Raw genomic sequence first — 17,607 nt, 5'->3', positions numbered from 1 at the left:
AGCTGGCAACCCTGAACCCAACTTTCAGAGGAGCCGGCCACAATGCCTGCGACCCGTATCTGGTTAAAAAATCCCCTCGCCATTTTCACGGCCAACGGTCTCGATGCCCGTGGCGGTCTGGTCCTGCAAGACGGTGTGATCACCGAAGTGCTCGGCGCCGGCCAGCAGCCATCGACCCCATGCAACGAAGTGTTCGACGCCCGTGAACACGTGATCCTGCCGGGCCTGATCAACACCCATCACCACTTCTATCAGACCCTGACCCGCGCCTGGGCGCCGGTGGTCAATCAGCCGTTGTTCCCGTGGCTGAAAACCCTGTACCCGGTCTGGGCGCGCCTGACGCCTGAAAAGCTCGCCCTCGCCACCAAGGTCGCGCTGGCCGAGTTGCTGTTGTCGGGTTGCACCACCGCTGCCGATCACCATTACCTGTTCCCGGATGGCCTGGAAAACGCCATCGACGTGCAGGTCGAAACCGTGCGCGAACTGGGCATGCGCGCCATGCTCACCCGTGGTTCGATGAGCCTCGGCGAGAAGGACGGCGGCCTGCCTCCGCAGCAGACCGTGCAGGAAGGCCAGGTAATTCTCGACGACAGTCAGCGTCTGATTCACGAGTACCACGAACGTGGCGACGGTGCGCAAATCCAGATCGCTCTGGCGCCGTGCTCGCCGTTCTCGGTGACCCCGGAAATCATGTCCGCCAGCGCCGAACTGGCGAACAAACTCGATGTGCGCCTGCACACTCACCTCGCCGAAACCCTCGACGAAGAAGACTTCTGCCTGCAACGCTTCGGCCTGCGCACGGTGGATTATCTGGACAGCGTCGGCTGGCTCGGCCCACGCACCTGGCTGGCTCACGGCATCCATTTCAACCCCGACGAAATCGCCCGTCTCGGCGCGGCCGGCACCGGTATCTGCCATTGCCCGAGCTCGAACATGCGTCTGGCGTCCGGCATCTGCCCGAGTATCGATCTGACCGATGCCGGCGCGTTGTTCGGTATCGGTGTGGATGGCTCGGCGTCCAACGATGCCTCGAACATGATCCTCGAAGCGCGTCAGGCCCTGTACATCCAGCGCTTGCGTTACGGCGCCGAGAAGATCACTCCGGAACGTGTGCTGGGCTGGGCGACCAAGGGTTCGGCGAGCCTGCTGGGTCGCACCGACATCGGTGAACTGGCGGTCGGCAAGCAGGCGGATCTGGCGTTGTTCAAGCTCGATGAGTTGCGCTTCTCCGGCAGCCATGACCCGATCTCGGCGTTGCTGTTGTGCGGTGCGGACCGGGCGGATCGCGTGATGGTCGGCGGCAAGTGGCGCGTGGTTGACGGGCAGGTTGAAGGGCTGGATCTCAAAGGCCTGATTGCCGATCACAGCCAGGCAGCTCGGCAGTTGATTGCCGGTAAATGATCCAAGCGGAAGTCTGAATGTGGGAGCGGGCTTGCTCCCACATTTGGTTTTGTGATCGGCTCAGAGACCAAGCAGCGACAACATGATGAACGTCGCAAACAGCACAAAGTGGGTCATGCCCTCGATGGCATTGGTCTCGCCGTCATTGAGGTTGATCGCGCTGACGATCAGCGTGATGAAGATCATCACCGTCTGCACCGGCGTCATCGCCATCTGAAACGGCTGCCCGGTGTAGAGCGCCATCGCCTCCATCACCGGCACCGTCAGGATCACCGTCGACAACGAAGCCCCCATCGCAATGTTGACCACCGACTGCATACGGTTGGCCAACGCCGCGCGCAACGCGGTCAGAATCTCCGGCGCCGCGGAAATCGCTGCCACCAGAATCGCCGTGATCACCGGTGGTGCGCCCGTCCCTTTCAGGCCCAGATCGAGGGTCTTGGACATCACCTCGGCCAGTGCGCCGATCACCACCACACCGAACACCAGAATGCCGATCGACAGCGCCAGGCTGACCGGTTTCGGCTCTTGTTCCACCGGCTCTTTCTTGCGGCGTTTGTCCGGGTAGCTGTAGCTGAAAAAGTAACTGTGCGGCCCGACCTGCATGCGCAGGAACAACGCATAAAGCACCACCATCGCGCCGATGGTGAACGCCGAATAGATTTTCCAGTTGGCCTCGGGAATGAACTCCGGCACCACCATCGACACGCCCATGGCGGTGAGAATCATCACGCTGTAACTGCGGGCCGAATCGTCGTTGTAGGACTGCTCGCCATGCTTGATCCCGCCCATCAGCGCGGCGAGGCCGAGAATGCCGTTGATGTCGAGCATCACCGCCGAATAGATCGTGTCGCGCACCAATGTCGGCGAGGCTTCGTTGCTCATCATGATCGCCAGGATCACCACTTCCACCAGCACGGCGGCGAGGGTCAGGATCATCGTGCCGTACGGATCGCCGACTTTTTCCGCGAGCAGTTCAGCCTGATGGGCAACGCGCATCGAGGCGGCGACGATGAAGGCGATCAGCACCAGCCCGGCCGTCAGCGCGACAAACTGGCCACTGTGCAGCAGCCAGTGCTCCAGCGGATACGCAACACAGGTGGCGATGACGGCCAACAGCAGAAAGCTTTCTTGCTTGAGGATGGTGAACATGACGGGCCTTTTTGCCGAAGAGTGCGAATGAGCTACTGACTGCGGGGCGGCGCTAACGTTTCGTTACACCTTAGCGCACCAGTGGATGGCAGCTTTATCTACGCCTGCACTTTTATTGGACTTTACGGCCTCTTCGCGAGCAAGCCCGCTCCCACAGGGATCGCGGTGCTTTGTGGGAGCGGGCTTGCCCGCGATGGGCGCGCCTCGGTTTCAAGCCAGATTGTTGTCCGCTTGGTCAGTCTTTTGCATTGCCCTCCCCACACACAACAAAAGGGAGTTCGCGTTCATGCAAAAACGTCCACTGCAAACACTGCTGTGCATCGCCATGGGCCTTGGCCTCAGCCTGAGCGCCAGTGCCGCCGATCCACTGAAAGTCGGCTTCGTCTACATCGGCCCCATCGGCGACCACGGCTGGACGTATCAGCATGAACAGGGACGCAAGGCGCTGGCGGAAAAACTCGGTTCGCAGATCACCACCAATTACGTGGAAAACGTCGCCGAAGGCGCCGACGCCGAGCGGGTGATCCGCAACATGGCCAAGGACAATTACGACCTGATCTTCACCACCTCTTTCGGCTACATGAACCCGACGGTGAAAGTCGCCAAACAGTTTCCCAAGGTGACCTTCGAACACGCCACCGGCTACAAGCAGGACAAGAATCTCGGCACCTATCTCGCGCGTACGTATGAGGGCCGTTACGTCGGTGGTTTCCTCGCGGCGAAGATGACCAAGAGCAAAAAAATCGGCTACGTCGCCTCGTTCCCGATCCCGGAAGTGATCCGTGACATCAACGCCATTCAACTGGCCTTGAACAAGTACAACCCCGGCACCGAAATCAAAGTGGTGTGGGTCAACTCGTGGTTCGACCCGGGCAAAGAGGCCGACGCGGCCAACGCGCTGATCGATCAGGGCGTGGACGTGGTGTTCCAGCACACCGACAGCCCGGCGCCGATCCAGGCCGCCGAGCGACGCGGCGTGTACGCCGTGGGCTACGCTTCGGACATGGCGCACTTCGGCCCGAAAGCGGTGCTGACCTCGATCGTCAACGACTGGGCGCCGCACTACATTCAAGCGACCCAGAGCGTGATCGACCACAGCTGGAAATCCCAGGACTACTGGGGCGGATTGAAGGAAGGCACGGTCGAACTGCCGATCAGCGACCTGGTGCCGGCACCGGTGAAGGCCGAAGCCGAGCAGATCATCGCCGACATCAAGAGCGGCGCCCTGCAACCGTTCACCGGGCCGATCAAGGATCAGGCCGGCGTCGAGAAAATCCCGGCGGGGGTCAGCGCCACCAACGCCGAACTGGCGTCGATGAATTACTACGTCGAAGGCATGAAGGCCGAGATGCCGAAGTAATCCACCTGCCCCTGACCGCTCCTCTGCATGGGAGCGGTCGCTAACGAGCATTCGAAATGAACCAACTCCCGATCATCGACATCTCGCCGCTCTACTCCGACGACCAGAACGCCTGGCCGGCCGTCGCCGAACAGATCGACCACGCTTGCCGCGAATGGGGCTTTTTCTACATCAAGGGTCACCCGATTTCTGCGCAGCGCATCGAATCCCTGCTCGATCACGCCCGGCACTTCTTCGCGCTGCCGAGCGCGGAAAAACTCAAGATCGACATCACCCAGACCGTCCATCATCGCGGCTACGGCGCCATCGCCACCGAACAGCTCGACCCGGACAAACCCAGCGATCTCAAGGAAACCTTCGACATGGGCCTGCACCTGCCGGCCGATCATCCCGAGGTGCTGGCAGGAAAACCGTTACGTGGCCCCAACCGTCATCCGGCCATCCCTGGCTGGGAGCCGCTGATGGAGCAGCACTACCTCGACATGCAGGCCCTGGCGCAAACCCTGTTGCGGGCCATGACGTTAGCGCTGGGCATCGAGCGCGACTTCTTCGATACACGCTTCAACGAACCGGTCAGCGTGCTGCGGATGATCCATTACCCACCGCGCCACACCGCCAGTTCCGCCGAACAGCAAGGTGCCGGCGCGCACACCGATTACGGCTGCATCACGCTGCTGTATCAGGACAGCGCCGGCGGCCTGCAGGTGAAGAACGTCAACGGCCAGTGGATCGACGCACCGCCCATCGACGGCACCTTTGTGGTCAACCTCGGCGACATGATGGCGCGCTGGAGCAACGACCGATATCGCTCGACCCCGCACCGGGTGATCAGCCCTCTCGGGGTGGATCGCTACTCGATGCCGTTCTTCGCCGAGCCGCATCCGGATACCCGTATCGAGTGCCTGCCCGGTTGCCAGGACGCACAGCATCCTGCGAAATATCCGACCACCACCTGCGCCGAATTCCTGCTGTCGCGCTTCGCCGATACCTACGCCTATCGACGGGAGCAGGAAGCGGTGTGATGGATCGGTTGGTCAGGTTTTGCCAATTGTTTCGGCGGGCATCTGTAGAATGTCCGCCATTGCACCTGATGAGAAAAGAATATGTACGACTGGCTCAACGCCCTGCCCAAGGCTGAACTGCACCTGCACCTCGAGGGCTCGCTGGAGCCCGAGCTGTTGTTCGCCCTGGCCGAGCGCAACAAGATCGCCCTGCCGTGGAGCGACGTGGAAACCCTGCGCAAGGCTTACGCCTTCAACAACCTGCAGGAATTCCTCGACCTGTATTACCAGGGCGCCGACGTGCTGCGCACCTCCCAGGATTTCTACGACCTGACTTGGGCCTACCTGCTGCGCTGCAAAGAACAGAACGTGATTCACACCGAACCGTTCTTCGATCCGCAGACCCACACCGACCGGGGTATCCCGTTCGAAGTGGTGCTCAACGGTATCGCCGCCGCGCTGAAGGATGGCGAGCAGCAACTGGGCATCACCAGCGGTTTGATCCTGAGTTTCCTGCGCCACCTCAGCGAAGACGAAGCACAGAAAACCCTCGACCAGGCGCTGCCGTTCCGTGATGCATTCGTCGCGGTGGGTCTGGACAGCTCCGAGATGGGTCACCCGCCGAGCAAATTCCAACGCGTGTTCGATCGTGCCCGCCACGAAGGTTTCCTGACCGTCGCCCACGCCGGTGAAGAAGGCCCACCGGAATACATCTGGGAAGCCATCGACCTGCTGAAAATCCAGCGTATCGACCATGGCGTGCGCGCCATCGAAGACGAGCGCCTGATGCAGCGGATCATCGACGAGCAGATCCCGCTGACCGTGTGCCCGCTGTCGAACACCAAGCTCTGCGTGTTCGATCACATGTCCCAGCACAACATCCTCGACATGCTCGAGCGCGGCGTGAAAGTCACGGTGAACTCCGATGACCCGGCGTACTTCGGTGGTTACGTGACCGAGAACTTCCATGCGCTGCACACCCACCTGGGCATGACTCAGGATCAGGCCAAGCGTCTGGCGCAGAACAGCCTGGATGCGCGCCTGGTAAAACCATAAAGAGCAATACAAAAACTGTGGGAGCGGGCTTGCCCGCGATGAGGCCATCACTTCCAACATCAATGTTGACTGACGGTCCGCCATCGCGGGCAAGCCCGCTCCCACAGGGTGCTGTATTCAGCTGAGCATCTCGGTTTCAGTCAGCTCTTCCAGCGTCTTGCCCCGGGTCTCCATCCCGAACAGCCACACCACCCCCGCCGCAATCGCAAAGCACAGCGCCCCCAGCGCAAACACCCCACCCTGCCCGGTGATCGGGAACACCAGCCCGGTGACCAACGGCCCGAGCAGCGAACCCACGCGCCCGATGGCCGAGGCGAACCCCGAGCCCGTCGCCCGCGCCGAGGTCGGGTACAGTTCCGGCGTGTAGGTGTAGAGCACCGCCCACATGCCGAACAGGAAAAACTGCATCAACAGCCCCGTGCCGATCAGCAGCGCCACGTTGCCGCCGAACACTGCGCTCTGCCCGTATAGAAACGCCATCACCCCGCCGCCGAGTAGCGTGACGATGCACACCGGCTTGCGTCCCCAGCGCTCCACCAGCCAGGCCGCCATCAGGAAACCGGGAATCCCGCCGAGGGAAATCAGCACCGTGTAATACACCGACTGGGTGACCGCAAACCCCGACTGTTGCAGCAGCGCGCTGAGCCAGGAGGTCAGGCCGTAGAAGCCGAGCAGCGCGAAGAACCAAAGGCTCCAGATCATCGTCGTGCGCCGGCGATACTGCGGCGACCAGATCTGTTTGAGCGCCGAAAGGAAATGGCCCGGCGGGGTCACGCTACGTGGCAGACGAACCGGCGCCGGCAATGCAGCACCGCCCAGCGATGCCCGTACCCGCGCCTCGATGCCGCACAAAACCTTGTCCGCTGCGTCATGTTTGCCGGCCTGTTCCAGCCAGCGCGGCGACTCGGGAATGAAAAAGCGGATCGCCAGCACGAACACCGCCGGCACCGCCAGTACCAGAAAGATGTCGCGCCAGCCAATCAACGGCAACAGGAAATACGACAGCACGCCCGCCGCGACAAAACCCAGCGGCCAGAAACCGTCCATCAAGGCGATATAGCGACCCCGACGCTGGGCAGGAATCAATTCCGACAACATCGACTGAGCAATCGGAAACTCCATGCCCATGCCGACTCCCAGCAGGATGCGAAACAGCGTCAGGCTTTCGACCGTCTGCGCCGTGGAGCACAGGTAACTGGCCAGCCCCCACAGGACGATGCTCCACTGGAACACCGGTTTTCGGCCGAATCGATCAGCCAGCATCCCGGACAGCGACGCCCCCAGCACCATGCCGAAAAAGCTCGAACTGGCCAGCAGACCAGCCTCGGCGCTGCTCAGGCCGAACTCGGCTTTGATCGAGCCGAGCAGGAAGGTCATCATCGCCAGATCCATGGAGTCGAAGAAAAACGCCAGGGCGATGATGATGAAGATGATCCGGTGATAACCGCTGACTGGCAGGCGCTCCAGTCGATCTGCCGCGCTGTAGTTTCCCGTGTCCATGCCACCTCCTCAATCCGAAAAGTCCCCGGATCGAGTGTGCGCGATAGCGGTTGCGCGCCTGTGCCAGATGCGACTTGTTCGCAGCCGTTGGCGACGTTCAGGAGTACATCCGTGGAAGAAAGCGCTCTATAACGCCATTTCCAGCTCGGTTTCACAGGCAAATCGATGAATTTCCCGCTGGCCCGCCGCCGTCAGTTGCAAAGCACGGGAGTCCTTGGGCAGCACCAGCCAGCCCGACTGCATGAACAGTTGCAACAACGCCGCCCCCAGCGAGCCTCCCATGTGCGGACGACGCTCGCTCCAGTCCGGGCAAGCACACGCCACCTGGGCGTTGCGGTGAGCCAGGGCCTGGATGTAAACGCCGCGCCCGGCCAGTTGTGTCGAGCCTTTGTGCGTCACGACCACCCGGTTTTCAAGCTGCTCGATCCAGCCGGCGTCAAGCAGCCGCTGGTACAGATCGGCGGCCAGCGTGCCCCCGAGATGGTCGTCGCAAAACCGCGCGCGCAGCAGTGAAGACGGCGCGGCCTGGGGTCTGACGACCGGCGAGGCACGCTTGAACACGTCGGGGATTTCTCGCGGGGCGCTGGCCAGGGTGGCACTGGCCAGCGCCTCGATGGCCGCACCGATTTCAGGAGCCGCCAGACGAAAGAAGCGTTTGCGTCCGCGCGCCTCGACCTTCAACAGACCGCCAGCGGACAAGCGCCCCAGATGCGCACTGGCTGACGAAGGCGAAAGCCCGGCCAGCAACGCCAGCTCCTCGGTCTGCCGCGCCGAGCCATCCATCAACGCCCACATCATTGCGCTGCGTTTGGGATCGGCCAGCAACGTGGCGATCTGGCTGATGCAAGGTGCATGTTCCATGTATTCACTCCCTGTTGAATCGTATCGTCTACTGCTCATAGACATCTTGACCAGTAATCAGTCGTCGGCCAAGACGCGCAAAGTGCCTTGAGCCGAGGCACTTTGCGCGCCGCAGCGAGGAAACCGCAGTACTGTCGCGACCCTCGTTCCTGCCCCGCCGGTTCCGGTCTGATCGTTCTCTTGCCGGCCTGTCGGTGCGGGCTTCAGGCGGTCGCTAGTATAAGCGGGTTGCTCGCTGCGTCCTGCGCCGGAGTGGCCGTGGCTGGTGATTGTTCCTGAGAGAAATTTCGCTATTTACCTGCGACTAATGATCGGTCTCCAAGAAAACGGGAAATCGGCTACTCAATTCAGCGCAACGACTGGCGAGCATTTCCCTCAGAAGGTTCACTGGCTTACTCAATTGTGCGCGATGGGCGCACAGCAGATTCAGCGGAGCGCGTTCACAGAGCAGCTCCGGCAACAGCACTTTCAGTCGCCCCGCCAGTACATCACCGGCCACATCAAGCCACGACTTATAGGCGATCCCCGCGCCAGCCACCGCCCACAGACGCACCACATCGGCATCATCACTGAAGCGATCGCCACTGACGGTCAGGCTGACCTCGCGCTTGCCGTCATGAAAACTCCAGTGGTCATGCACCCGGCCACCGAGCATGTACAGCAGGCAGTTGTGCTGCGCGAGCTGTTCCAGATGCAGCGGCTCGCCGTGCCGCGCCAGGTAGAGCGGCGAAGCGCACAGTACCCGTCGGTTGTGCGGGGCAATCGGCAATGCCACCAGACTCGAATCCTCCGGCTCGCCGTAGCGCAAGGCGATGTCCACCGGCTGGCGAAACAGGTCGGCGATGCGGTCACCCAGCAGCAGTCGCACCGTCAGCTTCGGATGTTCGCGTTGAAATTCATCGAGCCACGGCAACAGCAGGTTGCGACCGAAGTCCGAAGGCGCCGACAGTTGCAGAATGCCGCTGACCTGGTCCTGCCCGCTGGCCAGCAGGCGGCGCCCCTCATCCAGGTTGCTCAACGCAGCGCGGGCGTATTCGAGAAACCCTTCACCTTCGGCCGTCAGCCGCAGACTGCGGGTGGAGCGTGCCAACAGGCGCGCGCCCAGTTGCTGCTCGATCCGCTTGAGCGCGGCACTGGCCACCGCGGCGGACATGTCCATCACCCGCGCCGCCGCCGACAGGCTGCCCAGATCCGCCGCCCGGACAAACAACTGCAAGTCATCGAAACGCAGCATCCTCAGCCTCGATTATCAAAAAAACATTGAAAGAGACTGCTCTTTTAGCCGGTTTTATCTCGGGCAGAAATAGCCAATCATGCCTTCCATCGAATTCATCCCGTCCCGGAGTCGAACATGTCCCAGCCTTTCACCGCTATTGCCACCCTGATCGCCCGACCTGGCCAGCAGGGCGCTCTCGAACAGCACCTGCGCGCCCTGATCGAACCGACCCGCGCCGAAGCGGGTTGCGGTCAGTACGAACTGCATCAGGACCTGGCCAATCCACTGGCCTTCTACATGATCGAACAGTGGGCCAGCGACGAAGCCCTGCAAGCCCACGATGCCAGCGCGCATATCCAGCATTTCCGCAGCCAGGCCGAGGCGTTCCTCGAACACTTCGAACTCAAGCGCCTGCGCGTCATCGCCTGAAACCTTCCTATATTCACTTTCGGAGTTCTCCATGAAAGCTATCGCCTATTACGCCTCGCTCCCGATCAGCGACGAAAAATCCCTGCAAGACATCGAACTGCCAGAACCGGTAGCCGGCCCCCGCGACCTGCTGGTGGAAGTCAAAGCGATTTCAGTCAACCCGGTCGACACCAAGGTTCGCCAGAACGTCGCGCCGGAAGGCGGCGCCGCCAAGGTACTGGGCTGGGACGTGGCCGGTGTGGTCAAGGCCGTCGGAAGTGAAGTGACCCTGTTCAAGGCCGGCGACAAGGTGTTCTACGCCGGCTCCATTGCCCGGGCCGGTGGCAACAGCGAATTGCACGTCGTCGATGAGCGGATTGTCGGCCACATGCCGAAAACCCTCGGCTTCGCCGAAGCTGCCGCCTTGCCGCTGACCGCCATTACGGCGTGGGAATTGTTGTTCGAACGTCTGCAGATTCGCGAAGGCAACACTGACGAAGGCCAGAGCCTGCTGATCGTCGGCGCGGCCGGCGGCGTCGGTTCGATCCTCACCCAACTGGCCAGCCAGTTGACCGGACTCAAGGTGATCGGCACCGCCTCCCGCCCTGAGACCCGCGACTGGGTGACCGAGCTGGGCGCCGACGTGGTGATCGATCACAGCCAGCCGTTGAGCGAAGAACTGAAACGCGCCGGTGTGGCCCACGTGACCCACGTCGCCAGCCTGACCCAGACCGAACAGCACCTGGACCAACTGGTCGAGGCTCTGGCGCCGCAAGGCAAACTGGCGCTGATCGACGATCCGAAAGCGCTGGACGTGACCAAACTCAAGCGCAAGAGCCTGTCGCTGCACTGGGAGTTCATGTACACCCGCTCGCTGTTCGAAACGCCGGACATGATCGAGCAGCACAAACTGCTCAATCGAGTGGCCGGGCTGATCGACAGCGGCACCTTGAAAACCACGGTCGGCGAGCACTTCGGCACGATCAACGCGAGCAACCTGCGCCGCGCCCATGAATTGCTGGAAAGCGGCAAGGCCAAGGGGAAAATTGTTTTAGAAGGTTTCTAAAACCCGCAAGGCCGCAGCCTTCTCCAGCCTCCGATGTGGCTGGCTCGGGGGCTGCGGTGTTTTTTTTGCCGTCAGTCAGATGCTCGACCCTTGTCACAATTGCGATCGTATTCAGGACTACAATCGAAACCTCTGCGATGCAATCTTTTACGTACGGGAGGTCAGCAATGAAGATCCTGATAAAAGAAGTGGCAAAGTCCCAATGGCAAGTTCGTCTTGACCAGCACGCCGTGACCTTCCGCAGTGAGGCCGAAGCGCTGGCCTTCACCCGCACCCTCGAAGCGCGTCTGCACGCGCCCCATCAGATTCCCGATCCCGGCCAGCAGCGCGCTGTCGGCTGAGGCTTTCGTTTCAGTTTTCAGCCTGCGCCTTTGCCAGCGCCCGGGCATTCTGGATGCGCCGGGTGAGCATCGCTGCGCACACCACCAGCAAACCACACAGGCTGATGACCATGGCCATCGGCACGGCGGTGCCATCGTGCAGGATCCCCACCAGCGCCGAGGCCCCTGCAGCGACGCTGAACTGCAGGCTACCGAGCAACGCTGAAGCACTGCCGGCGCGACCGCCCTGCCCGTTCATCGCACACGCCGCCGCATTGGGGCTGATGCAGCCAAGGCTGGCCACGCAGATGAACAAGGGAATCAGCAATGGCCACAGGGACTCGGTGTGCAAGGCGCTGACCGCGAGCAGCGTCAGCCCGGCACCCAGGTAAACCCAGACCGCCCGTGACAGCAGAAAGGCCGGACCGCGCTTGGCCAGCAGGCGCGCATTGACCTGTGCGACCAGAATGAACCCGGCCGCATTGGTGCCGAACAGCCAGCCGAAATGTTCGGCAGGCACGCCGTACAGTTTGATGAATATGAAAGGGGAGCCGGCGATGTAGGCAAACATCCCGGCGATGGCGATACCGCCGGTCAGGGCATGGCCCATGTAGACCGGATCCGCCAGTAGCCGACCGTACTGACGCAGGGCACCGGACAACGGCTGGCGCGGAACATGCGCCGGCAGACTTTCCGGCAGGCCGAGGGCCACGGCCAGTCCGGCCAGGGCACTGAATCCGGTCAGCACCAGGAAAATCGACTGCCACCCCGTGGTGTTGACCAGCAGACCGCCGAGCATCGGCGCCAGAATCGGTGCCAGCCCCATCACCAGCATCAGCTGCGAGAACACTTTCGCCGAACCCACCGCGTCGCACTTGTCGCTGACCACCGCCCGGGCAATCACCATCCCCGCACAACCGCCCAGCGCCTGCACCAGCCGTGCCGCGATGAGCCACTCCAGATTCGGCGCATAGGCGCAGGCCACTGACGCCAGCGTGAACAGCATCAGACCGATCAGTAACGGAATCCGCCGGCCGAAGCGATCCGCCAACGGCCCGTAAGCCAGTTGGCCAATGGACAGGCCGAAGAAATAGGCCGACAGCGTCAGCTGGACGTGTTTCTCGTCGGTGCCGAACGCCAGCGCCATAGTGGGAAACGCGGGTAGATAGAAGTCGATCGCCAACGGACCGAAGGCGGTCAGGGCACCGAGAATCAGAAGGGTACGGAAGTTCATCAGGCGTCCAGGTCGGGCGGGCAGTTGAGTTGAGTGCAGCCCGACAGTCTAGCTGCGCGAGGACGCCTTGAACATTCCGGTAGCTCGCTAACTATTAAAAAGATCAGGCGAGTTTGATGGCGTAGCCTTCTTCGCTGATCGCCTCGATCACCTGCTCGGCGCTCAGCGCACTTTCGACGCCGACTTCCTTCGCCGCCAGATCGACCCGCACGCTGGCGGCCGGATCCTTGCTCTGCACCGCCTGGGTGACGGCCTTGACACAGTGACCGCAGGACATGCCTTCAACAGTGAACACTTGCATGGAATGATTCCTTTGAGTGAGGTTGCCGGCAGTTTCAGGCTTGCCACGATGGCAAGGTCAAGTTCTGCAAAAAACTGCCGGGCTGGCAATCGGCGCCGCGCTCGGCCAAGCTGCACGCATCAATGACATGAATTCAGGAGATTCAGCCATGCGCTGGTCAGCTTTCAGCCTGTTTGGCTTACTCAGCCTCTTTGCCGCGATCCCTTCGGTGCAAGCCGCCGGGGAAGATTACGGGGTGCTGATCATTTCCCGCGAGCGCCTGGAAGTGGCGACCTCCTGCGAAATCGGCGTGTACATCCAGGATCAGCTGTCGGCGCGCCTGTTTCAGGAGCAAAGCACATCGTTCAACCTGCCGCCGGGCAATGTCTCGCTGCGCCTGAAGCTGCTGCCGGGGCAAATGCCGGGTTGCAACCCGGGCATGCTCGCGCCGGGCTCGCAGGAGATCAGACTGCATGCCGGCGACATCCTGAAATTCCGCATCGCGATGAACCAGGAAGGCATGTACCTCAAGCCGACCGGCCTCGGCTACTGAGCAATCAAAAATGTGGGAGCGAGCCTGCTCGCGATGACGGTAATACAGGCAACCTCGATGTTGACTGTAATTACCCAATCGCGAGCAGGCTCGCTCCCACAATTTTTTGGCGCTTGACCTTGCCAGCATGGCAAGGTTGATCCTGTAGGCATCTTCTACAGGGAGTACGACCGATGTCCGATTCCATCACCTTCGATCTGCCCATCAGCGGCATGACCTGCGCCAGTTGCGCCGGCCGTGTCGAGCGGGCGTTGAGCAAAGTCAGCGGCGCCAGTGCCGTCAGCGTCAACCTCGCCACCGAAAAGGCCCGGGTGCAGGCCCCCGGCGACAGCCTGCCGGCGCTGATGGAAGCAGTCGAACGCGCCGGTTACAGCGTGCCGCAGCAGACCGTGGAATTGAACATCGACGGCATGACCTGCGCGTCCTGCGTCGGTCGCGTCGAACGCGCCCTGAACAAGGTTGCGGGGGTGAAAAGTGTCAGCGTCAACCTCGCCAATGAACGCGCCCACCTCGAACTGCTCGGCGCGGTCGACCCACAAACCCTGATCGCCGCCGTGAGCAAGGCCGGTTATTCGGCCAGCCTCTTCGAACTCGAAAATCCGCAATCCGACAATCGTCAACAGCGCCTGGACCATGAGCGCTGGGCACTGATCTGCGCCATCGCCCTCGCCTTGCCGCTGGTGCTGCCGATGCTGCTGCAACCGTTCGGCATTCACTGGATGCTCCCGGCCTGGGCGCAATTTGCCCTCGCGACCCCGGTGCAGTTCATTTTCGGTGCGCGGTTTTATCTGGCGGCGTGGAAAGCCGTACGCGCCGGGGCCGGCAACATGGATTTGCTGGTGGCATTGGGCACGAGCGCCGGTTATGGCTTGAGTCTCTACGAATGGGCCACCGCCGCCGGGCGCATGCCGCACCTGTATTTCGAGGCCTCGGCGGTGGTCATCGCTCTGGTGCTGCTCGGCAAATACCTGGAAAGCCGTGCCAAACGCCAGACCGCCAGCGCCATCCGCGCACTGGAAGCGTTGCGCCCGGAGCGGGCAATTCAAGTCATCGATGGTCGCGAACAGGACGTCGCCATCAGCGCCCTGCGTCTTGGCGATCAGGTATTGGTCAAACCCGGCGAACGCTTTCCGGTGGATGGAGAAGTGCTGGAGGGCCAGAGCCACGCCGACGAAGCACTGATCAGCGGCGAGAGCCTGCCGGTGCCCAAGCAACCGGGCGACAAGGTCACCGGCGGTGCAATCAACGGCGAAGGCCGCTTGCTGGTGAGCACCACGGCGCTCGGCGCGGAAAGCGTGCTGGCGCGGATCATCCGTCTGGTGGAGGCCGCTCAGGCCGCGAAGGCACCGATCCAGAAACTGGTGGATAAAGTCAGTCAAGTGTTCGTACCGACCGTGTTGCTGCTGGCCCTGGCTACACTGATCGGCTGGTGGCTGTACGGCGCGCCGCTGGAAACCGCGTTGATCAACGCCGTCGCGGTACTGGTGATCGCCTGCCCCTGCGCCCTCGGCCTAGCGACACCGACCGCGATCATGGCCGGCACCGGCGTGGCCGCCCGCCACGGGATTCTGATCAAGGACGCCGAGGCACTGGAACGTGCCCATGAAGTCAGCGCCGTGGTGTTCGACAAGACCGGCACCCTGACCTCCGGCACGCCGCGCATCGCGCATTTCAGCGCGATCGACGGTGATGAAAACGCCCTGCTGACAGCGGCCGGCGCACTGCAACGCGGCAGCGAACATCCGCTGGCCAAAGCGGTGCTGGACGCCTGTGCCGAACGCCATCTGAGCGTGCCGGATGTCAGCGACAGCCAGTCCCTGACCGGGCGCGGCATCGCCGGCAGCCTCGACGGCCGGCGCCTGGCGCTGGGCAACCGGCGCTTGCTGGAAGAAAGCGGTCTGAATGCCGGAGACCTGAGCGAGTCCGCCAAGGCCTGGGAAACCGAGGGCCGCACGCTGTCCTGGCTGATCGAGCAAAGCCCGGAACCTCGCGTGCTCGGTCTGTTCGCCTTCGGCGACACCCTCAAGCCCGGCGCCCTGCATGCGGTGCAACAACTGGCGGCCCAGCACATCCACAGCCACCTGCTGACCGGCGACAACCGCGGCAGCGCCCGGGTGGTGGCCGAAGCGCTGGGCATCGAAAATGTCCACGCCGAAGTGCTGCCGGCGGAAAAAGCCGCCACTGTCGCCGAGCTGAAAAAAACCGGGGTCGTGGCCATGGTCGGTGACGGCATCAACGACGCACCGGCGCTGGCCGCCGCCGACATCGGTATCGCCATGGGCGGCGGCACCGACGTGGCCATGCACGCCGCCGGCATCACCCTGATGCGCGGCGACCCAAGGCTGGTGCCGGCCGCGCTGGAGATCAGCCGCAAGACCTACGCGAAGATCCGCCAGAACCTGTTCTGGGCCTTCGTCTACAACCTGATCGGCATTCCGCTGGCGGCGTTCGGCTTTCTCAATCCGGTGCTGGCCGGCGCGGCTATGGCCCTGTCGAGCGTCAGCGTGGTGAGCAATGCGCTACTGTTGAAAACCTGGAAACCCGAGGATCTGGAGGACAACCGATGAACATCGGCCAAGCGGCCCGCCACAGTGGCCTGAGCGCAAAGATGATCCGTTATTACGAGTCGATCGGTCTGCTCAAGGCTGCTCATCGCACCGACAGCGGCTATCGCGTCTACGGCGACGATGACCTGCATACGCTGGCGTTCATCAAGCGCTCGCGGGACCTGGGTTTCTCGCTGGAGGAAGTCGGCAAGCTGCTGACCCTCTGGCAGGATCGCCAGCGCGCCAGCGCCGATGTGAAGGCCCTGGCCCGCCAACACATCGACGAGCTGAATCAGAAGATCCGCGAACTCGGCGAACTGCGCGACACTCTGCAGGATCTGGTCGAGCACTGCCACGGCGACCATCGTCCGGACTGCCCGATCCTCAAGGAACTGGCGTCGGGTTGCTGCGCGCAACCCGCGCGCGCCTGAGCAACAGGACATTCATCGACAGCACAGTGGCGAGGGGAATGCCGTGGAACAACAGCACCACGGCACCCGGCGTCCACCACTCATAGAACGGCGCGGCGATCAGCATGCCGACGCCGAATCCGGTCATCTGCAACAACGTCAGGAAACTGAAGATCGGCAGGCGCAGGGGCTCCGGCTCCCGTTGCAGGCGTGACATCAGGCCGACTTCCGAGAATCCGTCACCCAATCCGGCCGGCAGCGAAAACAGCAACAGGCCGACGACGCTGTGCTGCTGGAACATCAGGATGAAGCCGCAGGACATCAGCAGCACGCCACCGAAATAGCGGCGCTCGAGATGAACGTTTTCCGAGCCGTTCAGGCGACTGGCGATCCGCGCGCCGAGCAGCTTGCCGGCGGCCCACACCGCGAGCATCAGGCCCAGCGTGGTGCTCGCCGAGTCCGGCGTCAGCAGTTTGGAGATGATCGGAAAACCGACGTTGTGCGCAGCGCTGCCAAGGGTGTCGGCCATGGTCACCGCCAGCATCGCCGCCACCACCGGGGCACTGCGCAGGCCTTGCAACAATGCCGACCACTCACCCTGTTTAGCGCTGGATTCGGCCACCGGCTCCGGTGCACTGAACCGCAGCGGCGCAATCAATACCGCCGCCAACAGATAGGTCACCGCGTTCAGCGCAAACACCGTTTCAAAACCAAACCCCGCAACCAGCAACCCGGACACCAGACTGCCGCCAACCATCGCCATGGACGAGGCGGATGTGATCCAGGCATTGGTCTTGAGCAACTGCGCCGGCTCGATCAAGCGCGGCAACTGACTGTTGAGGCCGATGGCGAACATCGAATTGCCAAAGCCCAGGCCGAACGCAATCAGCGGCAGCCACAACGTTTGCTGGCTGACCGGGACGATCAGCAACAATCCAAGCACGGCAGCGCGCAGCAGATCGAAAGTAATCAACGGCAGGCGGCCACTGCATCGACGATAAAACGCGGTGCCGATCAGGCTGGCAAAAATCCCGCCGCCCACGCGACTGGCGAGAAAGATCCCCACGCTCATCGCGCTGTTGCTCAGCAGGTAGACATAAGTGGCCAGCGCAACCATGTTGAGGAACGCGCCGAAATCGGAGATCAGCCGCGCCGTGATGATCAGCCGGGCATTGCGGGAAGTGCTGGTCACAATCAATCCTTGAATGTGTAAAACCCGGCCGAAGCCGGGTTTTGTTTTTCA

General features: G+C 62.3%; 17 protein-coding genes. 10 read left to right on the top strand and 7 right to left on the bottom strand.

Annotated elements, in window-relative coordinates:
- Positions 1–42 precede the first annotated feature (42 nt).
- On the top strand, positions 43–1,401 hold the full coding sequence (locus ACKUG4_RS06330; protein ID WP_445433669.1) for an 8-oxoguanine deaminase: 1,359 nt from the start codon (positions 43–45) through the stop codon (positions 1,399–1,401).
- Between the two features lie 60 nt (positions 1,402–1,461).
- Here ACKUG4_RS06330 and ACKUG4_RS06325 read toward each other — a convergent pair whose 3' ends face one another.
- The gene (locus tag ACKUG4_RS06325; RefSeq protein ID WP_445433668.1) at positions 1,462–2,553 is read right to left on the bottom strand and encodes a calcium:cation antiporter; all 1,092 of its coding nucleotides are present in this window, start codon (positions 2,551–2,553) and stop codon (positions 1,462–1,464) included.
- Between the two features lie 286 nt (positions 2,554–2,839).
- Here ACKUG4_RS06325 and ACKUG4_RS06320 point away from each other — a divergent pair, with 286 nt between their 5' ends.
- The 3 genes from ACKUG4_RS06320 to ACKUG4_RS06310 all read left to right on the top strand — a co-directional run bounded on the left by ACKUG4_RS06320 (position 2,840) and on the right by ACKUG4_RS06310 (position 5,970).
- On the top strand, positions 2,840–3,913 hold the full coding sequence (locus ACKUG4_RS06320) for a BMP family ABC transporter substrate-binding protein (RefSeq protein WP_445433667.1): 1,074 nt from the start codon (positions 2,840–2,842) through the stop codon (positions 3,911–3,913).
- 56 nt (positions 3,914–3,969) lie between these two features.
- The gene (locus tag ACKUG4_RS06315; RefSeq protein ID WP_221398628.1) at positions 3,970–4,935 is read left to right on the top strand and encodes a 2-oxoglutarate and iron-dependent oxygenase domain-containing protein; all 966 of its coding nucleotides are present in this window, start codon (positions 3,970–3,972) and stop codon (positions 4,933–4,935) included.
- Between the two features lie 81 nt (positions 4,936–5,016).
- Entirely contained in the window at positions 5,017–5,970 is a 954-nt protein-coding gene (locus ACKUG4_RS06310) for an adenosine deaminase (protein ID WP_007958502.1), read from the top strand.
- A gap of 117 nt (positions 5,971–6,087) precedes the next feature.
- Here the strand turns inward: ACKUG4_RS06310 and ACKUG4_RS06305 are convergent, their stop codons facing one another.
- The 3 genes from ACKUG4_RS06305 to vimR form a co-directional block, all read right to left on the bottom strand.
- Positions 6,088–7,470, bottom strand: coding sequence for an MFS transporter (locus ACKUG4_RS06305; protein WP_064593277.1), 1,383 nt, complete (start codon positions 7,468–7,470; stop codon positions 6,088–6,090).
- A 126-nt stretch (positions 7,471–7,596) separates the two neighbouring features.
- Entirely contained in the window at positions 7,597–8,331 is a 735-nt protein-coding gene (locus ACKUG4_RS06300; RefSeq protein WP_064593276.1) for an ArsR/SmtB family transcription factor, read from the bottom strand.
- Positions 8,332–8,635: 304 nt separating this feature from the next.
- Positions 8,636–9,565, bottom strand: coding sequence for a transcription regulator VimR (gene vimR / locus ACKUG4_RS06295; protein ID WP_064593275.1), 930 nt, complete (start codon positions 9,563–9,565; stop codon positions 8,636–8,638).
- Positions 9,566–9,682: 117 nt separating this feature from the next.
- Between vimR and ACKUG4_RS06290 the strand changes: the two genes are divergently transcribed.
- The 3 genes from ACKUG4_RS06290 to ACKUG4_RS06280 all read left to right on the top strand — a co-directional run bounded on the left by ACKUG4_RS06290 (position 9,683) and on the right by ACKUG4_RS06280 (position 11,362).
- A complete protein-coding gene (locus tag ACKUG4_RS06290; protein ID WP_445433666.1) occupies positions 9,683–9,976 on the top strand; it encodes a putative quinol monooxygenase in 294 nt (97 codons plus the stop codon).
- 31 nt (positions 9,977–10,007) lie between these two features.
- On the top strand, positions 10,008–11,021 hold the full coding sequence (locus ACKUG4_RS06285) for a zinc-binding alcohol dehydrogenase family protein (protein WP_064593274.1): 1,014 nt from the start codon (positions 10,008–10,010) through the stop codon (positions 11,019–11,021).
- A gap of 167 nt (positions 11,022–11,188) precedes the next feature.
- Positions 11,189–11,362, top strand: a complete 174-nt coding sequence (locus ACKUG4_RS06280) for a hypothetical protein (RefSeq protein WP_166742328.1) — start codon at positions 11,189–11,191, stop codon at positions 11,360–11,362.
- A 10-nt stretch (positions 11,363–11,372) separates the two neighbouring features.
- On the opposite strand, the gene ACKUG4_RS06275 is transcribed toward ACKUG4_RS06280, so the two are convergent.
- Entirely contained in the window at positions 11,373–12,575 is a 1,203-nt protein-coding gene (locus tag ACKUG4_RS06275) for a multidrug effflux MFS transporter (protein ID WP_445433665.1), read from the bottom strand.
- 103 nt (positions 12,576–12,678) lie between these two features.
- Entirely contained in the window at positions 12,679–12,876 is a 198-nt protein-coding gene (locus tag ACKUG4_RS06270; protein ID WP_007958490.1) for a heavy-metal-associated domain-containing protein, read from the bottom strand.
- Between the two features lie 148 nt (positions 12,877–13,024).
- Between ACKUG4_RS06270 and ACKUG4_RS06265 the strand changes: the two genes are divergently transcribed.
- The 3 genes from ACKUG4_RS06265 to cueR all read left to right on the top strand — a co-directional run bounded on the left by ACKUG4_RS06265 (position 13,025) and on the right by cueR (position 16,385).
- Positions 13,025–13,408: a hypothetical protein gene (locus ACKUG4_RS06265; RefSeq protein ID WP_064593272.1), complete on the top strand. Its 384-nt coding sequence runs from the start codon at positions 13,025–13,027 to the stop codon at positions 13,406–13,408.
- A gap of 173 nt (positions 13,409–13,581) precedes the next feature.
- Positions 13,582–15,975 carry a heavy metal translocating P-type ATPase gene (locus ACKUG4_RS06260; RefSeq protein ID WP_445433664.1) on the top strand — a complete coding sequence of 798 codons (2,394 nt, stop codon included), beginning with the start codon at positions 13,582–13,584 and terminating at the stop codon, positions 15,973–15,975.
- On the top strand, positions 15,972–16,385 hold the full coding sequence (gene cueR / locus ACKUG4_RS06255) for a Cu(I)-responsive transcriptional regulator (RefSeq protein WP_007958485.1): 414 nt from the start codon (positions 15,972–15,974) through the stop codon (positions 16,383–16,385). The genes ACKUG4_RS06260 and cueR overlap by 4 nt, the downstream gene beginning before the upstream one ends.
- Here the strand turns inward: cueR and ACKUG4_RS06250 are convergent.
- Positions 16,339–17,556 (bottom strand): MFS transporter, encoded by a 1,218-nt coding sequence (locus ACKUG4_RS06250; protein WP_445433663.1) that lies wholly within the window; start codon positions 17,554–17,556, stop codon positions 16,339–16,341. The two genes, cueR and ACKUG4_RS06250, sit on opposite strands and share 47 nt — an antisense overlap.
- Between the last annotated feature and the right edge of the window lie 51 nt (positions 17,557–17,607).

The organism is Candidatus Pseudomonas auctus, from assembly GCF_048654275.1.
GTDB classification, from domain to species: domain Bacteria; phylum Pseudomonadota; class Gammaproteobacteria; order Pseudomonadales; family Pseudomonadaceae; genus Aquipseudomonas; species Aquipseudomonas pharyngis.
The sequence above is the reverse complement of the archived record's forward strand: the minus strand, read 5'-3'. Positions and strand labels throughout refer to the sequence as shown.